Genomic DNA, 13113 nt, shown 5'->3' on the forward strand with positions numbered 1-13113 from the left:
TCTCACACCCTTCTCATTTTTTCAAAATTCTGAACTACGATCATTTACTTTTTTTCACTAGTAAAGTAATTCCTCCAGCAACAATAAATGAAATCCCTATAAATAAGAATGAACTAAAGAAAGCACCATTAGACAGTTGAATCAGCGCACCAATAATCGTCGGTGCAACAAATCCACCTGAGACACCGATTGCGTTGATCGTTGCATATTTTGCTGACACTTCATCTGTTGGAAATATTTTTAATGGAATACTCATCAATGTAGCAAAAGCTAAGCTCGCAAACGCCACAGCACAAGTTAATGCCACCATACTCATGATAAATGTTCCGACAACAGAGACTAAAATAGCAAAGATTCCTCCACCTATAGTGGCTATGAAAATCACATTTTTTTCTTTACCAACGAAGTATTTATTCACTACAATGCCACCCAACATAGCTGCGATCATCGTGAAAAAGCCAATAATTGCTGCTACATATGCCGTTTGAGTTAAGGCAAGACCATGAGCTTCAACTAAATAAGTCGCCATCCAACCATTTAAACCGTATATCGCAGCGTTTATAAAAAATGCCGCAAATATCAAAATCCAAACATTTCGATCTTTTAGTACTTCTCTAAATGAGATAACTTTTTTATTTTTTAAATGCTCTTTCACTCCACCAAATTCTTTAGGGATCACAAAATACATTAAAACGGCGACCAAAAGGACTGCTGCCCCTAAAAAATAATAGGTCTTATGCCAACCGATCTGTAGTAAAAGAGGCGCAATCAATAACGGTCCTACTATTGCTGCAAAACCTGAAGAAGCAATCATTGTCGATTGTGCTGGTCCTCGTTTCTCTATTGGCAATTCTTGTGAAATAAAGGTACTTACAGAAGATGGATAACCAGAATGGGCCACGGCTCCTGTCATGAATCGAATTAAAATCAAATACAACAAAGAAAAGCCGAAGCCAAATAAAAACAGAAAAATTCCTACTAGAAAAACAGACGTGATCATCATTTTTCTTGTTCCAATCTTACTAGATAAATAACCAAATGGAATTTGAAAAATCGTATAACCTAGAAAAAAAGCACTGAGTATCAAGCCTTTTTGCTGTGGATCAAAACCTAAATCATTTGCAATCGTCACCAGTGACATCCCAATTGTCGTCTTGTCTACATAAATACAGGTGTATCCCAAAAATATAGCGACAAGCATCCACGTAACATTTCTTGTTTTTTTATTTTCCACTGTCTCACTCCTTACGAAAGAAAGCGCTTTCTATTTATAATTATGCTTGATATTTGAAAAAAGTCAATATCTCTATCCAATTATTTTACATAAAGTCAAAAGAAAATGATTTTTTCTTCTCTTTATGAATGCTTGATAAAAAAAGGAGATTGAAAAAAATTAAACAATTTTTCTCAATCCACTTTTTTAACGATTTTTTTCTAACGTATTGCTTAAACGCCCAAACTCGATTAATGACAACGTTTCTCCACGACGTGAAGGTTCAATCTCAGCTTCTGTCAAACTTTTAGTCAACCAAGCTTTGGTTTCCTCATCTTTACCGTAAAAATGAATCAAGTTGTTCCACAATGTCTTACGGCGCAACTGGAAGGATGCTTTTGTTAGTTTGAAGAATTCTTTTTCATTCGTTACTTCAACTGCTGGTTTATCACGTTTTGTTAATTTGATGATTGCTGAATCAACATTTGGCTGCGGAATAAACACAGTTTTCGGCACAATAAACGCAATGCTTGCTTCCATAAAATACTGAACAGCAATCGATAACGAGCCGTAAGCTTTGGTTCCAGGTTTTGCCGAGATTCGGTCTGCAACTTCTTTTTGCATCATAACGATCATTTCCTCTACCGCTAAATCCGATTCTAAAAAGTGCATCATAATAGGCGTTGTAATATAGTAAGGCAAATTAGCAACCACTTTGATAGGAAGTTCTTCTTTAAAAACCTCTTTTGTTGTACCAACTAGATCTGCTTTAAGCACATCATTATGAACAACTGTGACATTTGGATAGGGACTCATCGTATCTTCTAAAACAGGAATCAAGCGATCATCGATTTCAAATGCTAAAACTTGTGCAGCATTTTTGGCTAGCTGTTCTGTTAAAGCACCGATACCAGGTCCGACTTCCACCACATTGGTATGCGTATCGATTCCTGCTGTCTCAACAATTTTCCGTAAGATATTCGGTTCTGTTAAAAAGTTTTGTCCTAAACTTTTTTTGAATGAAAAGCCGTGTTGCTTCAAAATTTCTTTGGTTCTTGAAGGGGTGGCTATTTCTTTATATTCTGTCAAATTGATTCCTCCGATTTTTCACTAGGTCATTCATTTAAGTTATTCATGACATCTCTTAATTCTTTTTCAGTGATGCGAAACATTTTCAAACGTTTCGTTAATTGTTTACTGTTTGTATAACCAATGCGCAATTCATCGCCTAATTTTTCACGGCGTTCTTTTGCACGAGCTCCCGCTATTAAACCATATTCGATCAAGGTTTGTCTAGGGATTTCTTGATAGTCATCGGTCTCATTGATAGGTGTTACAATTTTTTCCAGCGCTTCTAAAATCGCTTCATTACTGGCATGTTCCACGCCTAAACTTGAGCCACGCTTTTTAGGTGCTGCAAGTTGCCGCGAGAGAAAGGCATGCTTAGCATCAGGCACAACTTCCATGATTGTTTTACGAATTTTTTCACCTGAAAAATCAGGGTCAGTAAAAATGATGACACCGCGCGTTTCTTGCGCATGCTCGATTTGTTCTAAAATATCCTCATTGATCGCTGAACCGATTGTCTCGATCGTATCCGCGTCAACAACTTCTTGAATCCGTCTGGTATCGTCTTTTCCTTCAACGACAATGATTTCTTCGATTCTCAACTTTTCTGTCATTCGGCTAACCTGAATAAACGATGCGCATTCGTTGTCGTTTGCTTTGCAATTTCTTCCAATGGAACTTCTCTTAATTCTGCGATTTTCTCTACTACATAACGAGTATAGCCTGGTTCGTTACGTTTACCTCTATAAGGGACAGGTGCTAGATAAGGTGCATCGGTCTCTACCAGTAAGCGATCTAATGGAACTGCTTTGGCCACTTCTTGCACTTCTACTGCTTTTTTGAACGTCACAACACCGCTTAAAGAAATATGCATCCCCATATCTAAAAATTTCGCCATCCACTCAGGATCACCACTAAAGCTATGCATAATTCCACCGATATCACGAATATCTTCTTCTTTTAAAATCTTATACGTATCTTCCATCGCATCTCGTGTATGGATACTGATTGGCAGGTTCATTTCTTTGGCAATTGCGATTTGACGACGAAACACACGATCTTGCACCTCTTTTGGGTCTTCCATCCAATAGTAATCTAAACCAATTTCGCCAAGTGCCACTACTTTTGGTGTTGTTAATAACTGCTGAAGTTTTTTCTCGACTTCCGGCGTATAACTTCCAGCTTCTGTTGGATGCCAGCCGATAATACTTTGGATTTCTTTATATTGTTGGCTAAGTTCTAGAGATTTTTCGATCGTCGGCGTATCAAAACCAACCACTGCCATCTCTGTTACACCTAACTCTTTTGCACGTTCAATTGTTTCTGGAATATCTTCATTAAATTGTTCTGCGTTTAAATGGGTATGAGAATCAAAAATCAAGTAAACCCCTCCTTTGTCTTCTATACTTTATCACATTTTAACCAAAAGCTGAATGGACAGCTTCGATAAATTATCAGCTTCTTATAATTGCTTTATTAAAAAAAATAGCTTATACTATTCGGTCACGGCAATTTATGTCAGGAGGAACCAATATGTCAAACGATCGCACACAAGAAACGCATCATCTACATCAGGTTTACGAAGAATTAACTCAAGCAAAAGATACCTATCAAACCGCTATCGATGAAGTCAACACCACAGGAAAGTCAGTGCTAGAGCAGTTTAGCGGTGATACAAAACTAAATTTTGATAGTTACTCAGATAACTTAGAGACGTTTGCCATGATGGAAATGAAAAACAGGGAGATCGACCAATTAAACATCCAAAACGCAACTGCTGCTAAGCAACTGGAAAAAGTTGAACGACTACTGAAAGTTCCTTATTTTGGAAAAATTGATGTCACATTCTTAGATGCAGATTCTGATCGGGATGTTTTTTATATCGGGATGAATGATTTTACCAATCTGGAAGGTGAATCACGGATCTACGATTGGCGTTCACCGATTGCTTCCCTTTTTTATAATAATGTTTTAGGTGACAGCAGTTACCTTGTCAATAAGACAGAGATTCCTGTTACGTTAAATCTAAAAAGGCAATTGATTATTGAGGAAGATCGTTTGATTAATTTCTTTGATACTAGCCTAGCGATCCAAGATGATATTTTACTTCATTCACTAGAAGCGGATTCTTCTCAATACATGAAAGATATCACAACAACGATCCAACAAGAACAAAATGAGATCATTCGGGACGAACGTCATCCTTTGCTTTTAGTCAACGGAATTGCAGGTAGCGGGAAAACGTCAGCGATCATGCAGCGAATTGCTTATTTACTGTATAATCATCGAACCAAGATTACTGCTGATGATATTTTACTGCTTTCTCCTAACTCTACCTTTATTGATTATATTTCTCAGGTGTTACCGAATTTAGGTGAACGAAATCCATTGAATTTGACTTTATTACAGTTCCTTAAATTTACCTTTCGCGAAAAAGCACCGATTGAAAGTGAATCAGCTTATTTCAAACGAATCACTGCTGAACAGGTAAGTGCCCAGCAAAGAGTGATTCAATCACAAAAATTTGTTGATTTTATTCACTCTTTCGAAGATGCTTCCCTAATTCAACAATCATTATTCAAACCGATTTTATTCAAACGTAAACCGATCTTTTCAGCTGAACTGATTTTCAATTTATATCAAGAAACACCAACGACTTTATCGATCCGAGATCGACTTTCCGCAACAAAAGAAAAACTATCCAGTTTGTGGAATCGTTATTTGATTAAACAGTCAAAATCCAAGCAAATGATCGATCAAATGCAAGACTTGACTGAAGCCGAACAGTTACGCTACTTTGACACAACTTTTGATGCAGAAGACGAGGAACAATTAGTGGAGTATGCACTTCAACGACTACAGCAAAAATACCGCAAAGTAGTGGATGGGATTACGAATATTGCTTGGTTTGACCAATGGTTACTTTTTGAAGCTTTATATCAACATTATCAACAAGATGCGTATCAAAGAACAACGACCGTTTATACTGCAGATGAAGTAGTGATTTTGTTATTGCTTAAAGATAAATTTATTGAGGATTTATCCAATCGACAAATGGCATTTATTTTAGTGGATGAAGTCCAAGACTATACAGAAGCTCAAATTCTTTTACTACTTAAATTATTCCCACAAGCGAACTTTACTTTGGCAGGAGATGAAAATCAAGCGATTTTTAATACGTCAGTCAGTTTTATTGGGTTGAAAGAATTACTATCGGCATCTAGCCGTTCTGTTACGTCTTATCAGTTATTAAATAGTTACCGTTCAAGTAAAGAGATCACTCAGTTATTTCAGACTTTAGTGACCAATCATGAAAAGCTTAAAATCGTATCGATCCGAAAAGATGGCGAAAAACCTGCTTTTATTGAATGTGACGATGAAGTAGCGTATCTTGATACTTTAACTTCCCTTTTGGCTTCATTGGAAAAAGCAGAAGATACTGTGGTGATCACAAAAACAGCCTCAGATGCAGAATTATTGAAACAACAACTTGCGCAAAAAAATAGCGCGATCGATACTCAAATTCTTTCAATTGATATGGCTAAAGGACTAGAGTTTGATAATGTCATCATCCATGATCCTTCAAAATTACGTTATGGAACGACTGACAGAGAGAAAAAGATTCTTTATACAGCGATTTCTCGCGGGATGAAACAGGTGTTTCTGCCTTATGTTGGAGAGATTTCTGAGTTGTTGAAAACTGAGTAATCATTCTCTTCAAGACTCTAAATCGTAAAATCATTCCATTTTCCGTAATAAATTCTTAAAAACATCGGGCTAAAAACACAGACTTTAGCCCGATGTTTTTTTCCCTATTCCACAGTAAACTTAACTCCAGTCTGATTTTCAATTTGATAGGAGTGAATGCTGTTTGAAAAATTTCTTTGAAGAATCTGACTTTTTAAAATCAACGATCCGAGAGAACGTAACTATTCAACGAAAACCTCAAGTCAATACAGTCTGGCATTGGCTACTGCTGATTCTTTTTGGTCTATTGGCTTATGGAACCATGACACAGCAGTTCCTTTTGATTGCCGTCTTCATTGTTCTTGCAGCGATAGTAAAAGGACCTATGATGCTTTTGTGGGGGGCTATTTATTCAGCGTTACTCGCATTTTTTCCGCCGCTAGGGATTTTACTCTCTATTGTATTTTTCATAATAAACCTTGGAACTGTCGCAAAAAGTTGGCGAATTTCATTGACGGGTGCGTACTTTTATTTAGTACCTCTAATTGGCGGTATCATTCGTGTTGTTGTTAAAAATGAGACTGATTATGCAGTCTTAGCTTTTGTTGCGGTTAGTATAGTGGGACTACATTTTTTGCTTAACTGGTTATATAAAAATAATAGTTTGAGCCGAACTTTGACTTGGTCGATCATTAGTGTTCCTTTTTCGCTATTGATCATGCTTTTGCCAACACGTTTCCGTAGATTGAAATCAAATAAGAATCTAAAATTTTAGTAAAGCAGACAATGAAATATAGACTAAAAAGTAGACTGCCTCACATAAAAATGAGGCAGTCTACTTTTTTCAATCTCTTTAAACAGTTCCAGCTTTCAATGCTTTATCTAAGGCATCATTTAATTTTTTCATTTGTTCTTCATTGAAGATATCTTTTGCACCTTCACGCGCTTCTTTTGCATTTTCTTCTGTTATAGCACTTGGATTAGCTTCTATTTGTTTGATCATTTCATCTAACTGTTCATCCATCAACTTTTGAATTTCTGGATCGTCTTTTAAATCACTGTAATCGATTGAGTCATCCTCTAAATCTACATCTGAATCATCAGAAATAGTTCCAGTAATATTCGCTAAGATAGCATCTAATTCATCTTGGCTAATGATTTCTTTTTTGCTTGGCATCTTGATTTTGCTACTATTTTTTTCTGGTGTAACAGCAATCGTCATCACGATGCCCATTTTAGCTTTCTCTTCATCTGTCGCAGCTATAGACATTTCCATATCAAATGCTTTAGTTTTTTGATTGATACTGATTTTTATATCCATTTTATCCAAATCATTTTTCAACGATTTGATTGCATCTTGCATTTCTTTTTGGTCGCCTGATTTTTTGTAGTCTTTATTTTCTTTGGCAACTTCATCGATTTTTTCCATTATTTGGATGATTTCTTTTTTGGTAAAGGTATGCGTAACAACGTCTTTGTCTTTTGTAAATGTTTTTTTATCAAAGCTTTCGATCAACTTTTTGATTTCTCTACCCATTTTAGAATTTTCAGCATTTGTAAACATCTTATTCTTTATTGGATTTGTTTTCTTCTCTAATTCACCTGAAGTTAAAGTGTCCCCAGCTTTAGCAAGATCGATATACTTTCCTTTTAGTTTATTCAATTCACTCTTGTTAAGTTCAACTGGATAACCGAAAGAATTTGCTAAATCCATCAGACCTGAAACAAAACTAGTGGACATGTAATATTTATCTGCATTTCCAACAAATTGAAATGGTAATTTCTCACCAAATAGATTGGCTGTGATTTCCATTTTCATCATCTCTTTTTTATCATCGATCGCATATTTCCCGTCAATGCTCATGTCTTTTAGCTGACTGGCAATCATTTTGACATATGCCCCGCCATCGTCACCATCGTAAGTTAAATCCTTGATCTTCATCTTAAAGCTAGAAGCATTATACTCCTCACCTTTAGAGCTAAATAACTCTTTTGTAAAATCTTTTCTTGGATCTGATCCACACGCGGCTAATAGAAAAATCGCTACCCCCGTGATGATCCCCAACAGATATTTCTTCATTTTCATCCAACATTCTCCTTATTTCTTGACTTAAATTTTTTGGTTCTATCATAATGATACAATAAATTATATTCTTTTGATATAAATTTCAATCATATTTTTCAAATTATTAAGTTTAGCAAAAACAACCAAAGTGTTTGCCTATAGTTGAACTAGACTGACACTTTGGTTGTTTTTATCTTACTTCAATTATGCGATGATTGCTCCGTTTGGCATTTCTTTTGGTGCATCAAGGATTTGTAACTTTCCTTCTGGCGATTCAGCAGAAAGAATCATTCCTTGGCTGATCTGACCACGCATTTTTCTTGGTTTCAAGTTGGCTACAATCACAACTTTTTTACCAATTAATGCACTTGGATCTGGATAGAACTCAGCCACACCAGAAAGAATCTGACGGTCTTGCTCATCTCCTGCGTCTAGACGGAATTGTAGTAACTTATCAGCACCTTTGACTTTTTTACAATCAATGACTTCGGCTACTTTTAGCTCTACTTTATCAAAATCTTCGTATTTGATTTCTTTTTCTTTTGTAGAAATAAGTTCTGTTTCTTCTGGATCCCATTTGATTTCTTCCGTTGTTGTTTGCGCATTTTGAGACATCTTCTTTTGAATATAAAGTACTTCTGTATCGATCTCTAAACGTGGGAAAATCGGTGTTCCCTTCGCAACCACTTTGACTTCAGTTGGAAATTCACCAAAATGGATCTCTTCCATATTCATCGTATCAGGATCTAACCCTAATTGTTCAAAGATTTTTGTTGGTGTCTCAGTCATCACAGGTTGTAACAGAATCGCTACAATACGCAAACTTTCAGCTAAATGGACCATAACACTATCTAATTCATTTTTCTTCTCTTCATCTTTGGCTAAAACCCAAGGTTGTGTTTCGTCGATATATTTATTCGCGCGTGAAATCAACGTCCAAACTTCGGCAATCGCCGTGTTGAATTCCATTTTTTCCATTGCTTCATGGTATTTTCCGATCACATTTGCAGCAGTAGTAGATAACTCGCTGTCAAACGGCGTAACTTTTGAAGCGTATGTGGGAACATGTCCCTCACAATATTTGTTGATCATCGCAATCGTACGGTTTAGTAAGTTTCCTAAATCATTCGCCAAATCGTAATTTAAACGAGAAACGAAATCTTCTGGCGTAAAGACGCCATCACTTCCAAACGGAATCGCACGCAATAAATAATAACGCAGCGCATCTAAGCCATAGCGATCCACTAATATTTCTGGGTAAACCACATTGCCTTTAGATTTAGACATTTTACCGTCTTTCATCAACAACCAACCATGACCAAAAATTTTCTTAGGTAACGGTAAGTCTAAAGCCATCAACATAATTGGCCAATAAATCGTATGGAAACGAACGATTTCTTTTCCGACCATATGAACATCTGCTGGCCAGTATTTTTTAAATAGGCTGTCATCTTCTGATCCATAACCCAAAGCGGTAATATAGTTAGATAGCGCATCAATCCAAACGTAAACCACATGTTTCGGATCATTCGATAATGGAATTCCCCATGAGAATGTCGTACGCGACACGGCTAAATCTTCTAAACCTGGTTTGATGAAATTGTTGATCATTTCATTTTTACGTGATTCAGGTTGAATAAATTCTGGGTGTTCATTGTAGTAAGCCAATAAACGATCCGCATATTTACTCATACGGAAGAAATACGATTCTTCTTTGACTAATTCCACTTCGTGACCACTTGGTGCTTTACCACCTATCACTTTACCTTCTTCATCACGATAGACTTCTGCTAATTGTGTTTCTGTAAAGTATTCTTCATCAGAAACAGAATACCAACCTTCGTATTCGCCAAGGTAGATATCTCCTTGTTCTAATAAGCGATCAAAGATTTGCTGAACGGCTTTTTTATGGTAATCGTCCGTTGTACGGATGAATTTATCATAGCTGATATCCAGTGTTTTCCATAATTTTTGGACATCTGCTGCCATTTTATCCACATATTCTTTAGGGGTAACGCCTAATTCTGAGGCTTTATTTTCAATTTTTTGTCCATGTTCATCCACACCTGTTAAGTAAAATACGTCAAAGCCCATCAAACGTTTGTAACGGGCCATAGCATCACAAGCAATCGTTGTATAAGAATTGCCGATATGTAGTTGTCCGCTTGGATAATAAATCGGGGTGGTGATATAAAATGTTTCTTTTTCTGACATGTAGAAACATCCTCCTTCTAGCATTCTCTTGAATTTACTCCTAAATAGTATACCACACTTGGCTTTATTGAACTAGAAATCCTGATATTTTCTCAAGATAAAAAAGAGGTTGAGCCAAAAGTCGCTTAGGTTCGAGCAATTTCGTAAAAAACGAACAATACGCTTTTCGTATTGCTCGTTTTTTACGAAATTGCCTAAGAACCTGACTTTTGGCCACCGTTTATTACGTTTTAGTTTTGTCTGGCACTCTTTTAGCTATTTTTATGTTTACCTTCTAATAACGCCATCTTGAACAGCCGTTTCAGCGACTTCACGTATGATGACATCCACTAATTCTTGATTAAAAGGAGAGGGAATAATGTATTCACTCGTAAGTTCTAATTCTGGAATAATTTCTGCAATGGCTTTTGCTGCAGCCAGTTTCATGTTTTCAGTAATCTTTGTTGCTCCCGCGACAAAGGCACCTTTAAACAAACCTGGGAAAGCGAGAACGTTATTGATTTGGTTTGGATGATCCGAACGCCCTGTTCCTACAACTGCCGCGCCTGCATCAATTGCATCTTGATAATCGATTTCTGATTCAGGATTAGCCATTGGAAAGACAATAGCACCTGTATTCATTGAGGCGACCATTTCTTTTGACACCAATTTAGGTGCAGAAACGCCGATAAACACATCTGCTCCAACCATGGCTTCTCCTAAAGATCCACTAAAGTTTTCAGGATTCGTGATTTCAACAATTTCTTTCTCTAAAAAATTCATCGATCTATCCATTGTTTTGGATAATGCACCGTCAATATTGAACGCAATGATATTTTTCACGCCAAAATGATGCAACATTTTTATGATTGCACTGCCGGCTGCACCTGTTCCTGATACAACCACTTTGATATCATCGACTTTTTTATCCACAATTTTCAACGCATTGATCAACGCTGCAATCGTTACGATTGCTGTTCCATGCTGATCATCATGAAAGACCGGAATATCCAGCTCTTCCATTAATGTACGCTCAATTTCTACACAGCGTGGAGCAGAGATATCTTCTAAATTGATTCCGCCAAAGGTTGGAGCCATTGCTTTGATAATCGCAATTATTTCTTTAGGATCTTTCGTATCTAAACAAATGGGAATCGCATCGATTCCAGCAAATTCTTTAAACAGCAATGCTTTTCCTTCCATAACTGGCAATGCCGCTTTAGGACCAATATCGCCTAACCCAAGAACAGCTGTACCGTCGGTTACGACTGCTACAGTATTGCCTTTCCACGTATAATCGTACACTGAATTCGGATTGTCATGGATTTTTCTACATGGTTCAGCCACACCTGGTGTATAAGCTAATGATAGATCCTCTTTTGTTTTCACTTTGGCTTTTGAATGAATGTCGATCTTTCCTCGCCATTTTGCGTGTGCTTTCAATGCTTCTTCATAAATATCTGCCATTTTTCTCTTTCCTTTCCAAGATTACTCTGTTTATTTGCCTAACATCTGCTCTGGTTTGACCCAGCTTTCGTATTCTGCTTCGGTTACTAGACCTGAAGTGATTGCTGCCTGTTTTAGTGTTGTGTTTTCTGTAAAAGCTTTTTTGGCGATTTTCGCCCCATTATCATATCCAATATGTGGATTTAAAGCTGTGACAAGCATTAGTGATTGTTCCACGTATTGAGTCATTTTTTCCTGATCTGCCTTGATCCCTACCAAACAGTTTTGATCAAAAGAACGCAATCCATCGGTTAATAATTCAATGCTTTGGATCAAATTATACGCCATTACCGGCATGTAGACATTTAATTCAAAGTTTCCTTGTGAAGCTCCAATACCAATCGTGGTATCATTTCCCATCACTTGTATGGCAATCATGGTCAAAGCTTCCGATTGTGTTGGATTGATTTTCCCAGGCATGATAGAACTGCCTGGCTCATTGGCGGGAATCGTGATTTCGCCCAAACCGCTTCGCGGACCACTTGCCATCCAGCGGATATCATTCGCCATTTTCATTGCATTGGCAGCTAGCGCTTTTAAGGCACCAGAAGTAAAAACAATCGCGTCTTTACTAGCTAAACCATGAAATTTATTGGGATCTTCTGAAAATTGATTGCTCGTTTCTTGATTCAAGTGAGTAAAAAATGACTGGATATATTCTTTAGACGCATTCAACCCAGTTCCTACAGCTGTGCCGCCAAGTGCCAATTGTTTAAGCTCACTCAGCGTTAACTCTAGCATCTGATAACTGTGTTCAAGACCCGAACGCCAACCGCTGATTTCTTGGGCAAAAGTCACTGGAGTTGCGTCTTGTAAATGGGTCCGTCCGATTTTAATGATCTTTTCATTTTCAGTTTCAAGTGTATGTAACGTTTCAAGCATTTGTTTCATCACAGGAAATAATTGTTGCTCGATCAACTGCACACCTGCTATATGAATCGCTGTTGGAAACACATCATTTGAACTTTGAGACATATTGACATGATCATTGGGATGAACAGTTACGCCAGATTTAGCTGCTAAATGGGCAATCACTTCGTTAACATTCATATTGGTTTGCGTACCGCTACCAGTTTGCCATAAAGATAATGGAAAATGCTCATCTACCTCGCCTTTAATGATCTGATCTGCAGCTTGTTGGATGGCTTGACTGATTACTGTGTCTAATTTTCCGGTTGCTTCATTCGCTTTCGCTGCATTCTTTTTTACTAATGCTAATGCCCGAATCAGAGCTATCGGCATTTTTTCTATCCCAATATTAAAATTTTGGCGGCTACGCTCGGTTTGTGCTCCCCAAAGTGCCGTTTCAGGAACTTGAATTTCTCCCATAGAATCCTGTTCAATACGATAAGACATGCTTGTGATCCTCCCCTTTTTTCAC

10 protein-coding genes are annotated in these 13113 nt (G+C 37.2%); 2 read left to right on the forward strand and 8 right to left on the reverse strand.

From position 1 onward, the window contains the following. Nucleotides 1-40: 40 nt before the first annotated feature. The 4 genes from A5821_RS08215 to A5821_RS08230 form a co-directional block, all read right to left on the reverse strand. Complete coding sequence (locus tag A5821_RS08215; protein WP_086314073.1) at nt 41-1234, reverse strand: MFS transporter; 1194 nt, start codon at nt 1232-1234, stop codon at nt 41-43. Nucleotides 1235-1420: 186 nt separating this feature from the next. After that, nucleotides 1421-2302, reverse strand: coding sequence for a 16S rRNA (adenine(1518)-N(6)/adenine(1519)-N(6))-dimethyltransferase RsmA (rsmA, locus tag A5821_RS08220; protein WP_010771172.1), 882 nt, complete (start codon nt 2300-2302; stop codon nt 1421-1423). A gap of 26 nt (nt 2303-2328) precedes the next feature. Next, nucleotides 2329-2895 (reverse strand): ribonuclease M5, encoded by a 567-nt coding sequence (gene rnmV, locus A5821_RS08225; protein WP_170922977.1) that lies wholly within the window; start codon nt 2893-2895, stop codon nt 2329-2331. Continuing rightward, complete coding sequence (locus A5821_RS08230) at nt 2892-3662, reverse strand: TatD family hydrolase (protein ID WP_086314074.1); 771 nt, start codon at nt 3660-3662, stop codon at nt 2892-2894. Before A5821_RS08230 ends, rnmV begins: the two co-directional genes overlap by 4 nt. 152 nt (nt 3663-3814) lie before the next feature. Here A5821_RS08230 and A5821_RS08235 point away from each other — a divergent pair, with 152 nt between their 5' ends. Beyond that, nucleotides 3815-5989: a HelD family protein gene (locus tag A5821_RS08235; RefSeq protein ID WP_086314075.1), complete on the forward strand. Its 2175-nt coding sequence runs from the start codon at nt 3815-3817 to the stop codon at nt 5987-5989. A 163-nt stretch (nt 5990-6152) separates the two neighbouring features. Next, the gene (locus A5821_RS08240) at nt 6153-6743 is read left to right on the forward strand and encodes a hypothetical protein (RefSeq protein ID WP_086314076.1); all 591 of its coding nucleotides are present in this window, start codon (nt 6153-6155) and stop codon (nt 6741-6743) included. Nucleotides 6744-6821: 78 nt separating this feature from the next. On the opposite strand, the gene A5821_RS08245 is transcribed toward A5821_RS08240, so the two are convergent. The 4 genes from A5821_RS08245 to fumC form a co-directional block, all read right to left on the reverse strand. After that, nucleotides 6822-8054 carry a hypothetical protein gene (locus tag A5821_RS08245; RefSeq protein ID WP_086314077.1) on the reverse strand — a complete coding sequence of 411 codons (1233 nt, stop codon included), beginning with the start codon at nt 8052-8054 and terminating at the stop codon, nt 6822-6824. A 183-nt stretch (nt 8055-8237) separates the two neighbouring features. Continuing rightward, entirely contained in the window at nt 8238-10247 is a 2010-nt protein-coding gene (gene metG / locus A5821_RS08250; protein WP_086314078.1) for a methionine--tRNA ligase, read from the reverse strand. Between the two features lie 267 nt (nt 10248-10514). Continuing rightward, entirely contained in the window at nt 10515-11693 is a 1179-nt protein-coding gene (locus A5821_RS08255; RefSeq protein WP_086314079.1) for an NAD(P)-dependent malic enzyme, read from the reverse strand. A gap of 30 nt (nt 11694-11723) precedes the next feature. Further along, a complete protein-coding gene (gene fumC / locus A5821_RS08260) occupies nt 11724-13088 on the reverse strand; it encodes a class II fumarate hydratase (protein ID WP_086314080.1) in 1365 nt (454 codons plus the stop codon). Between the last annotated feature and the right edge of the window lie 25 nt (nt 13089-13113).

This window comes from Enterococcus sp. 7F3_DIV0205 (assembly GCF_002141365.2).
Taxonomy (GTDB): domain Bacteria; phylum Bacillota; class Bacilli; order Lactobacillales; family Enterococcaceae; genus Enterococcus_L; species Enterococcus_L palustris.

Coding starts and splice junctions, on each gene's coding strand:
- rnmV (WP_170922977.1), bottom strand. CDS start 2,895: ATGACAGAAAAGTTGAGAATCGAAGAAATCATTGTCGTTGAAGGAAAA.
- A5821_RS08235 (WP_086314075.1), top strand. CDS start 3,815: ATGTCAAACGATCGCACACAAGAAACGCATCATCTACATCAGGTTTAC.
- A5821_RS08245 (WP_086314077.1), bottom strand. CDS start 8,054: ATGAAAATGAAGAAATATCTGTTGGGGATCATCACGGGGGTAGCGATT.
- metG (WP_086314078.1), bottom strand. CDS start 10,247: ATGTCAGAAAAAGAAACATTTTATATCACCACCCCGATTTATTATCCA.
- A5821_RS08255 (WP_086314079.1), bottom strand. CDS start 11,693: ATGGCAGATATTTATGAAGAAGCATTGAAAGCACACGCAAAATGGCGA.
- fumC (WP_086314080.1), bottom strand. CDS start 13,088: ATGTCTTATCGTATTGAACAGGATTCTATGGGAGAAATTCAAGTTCCT.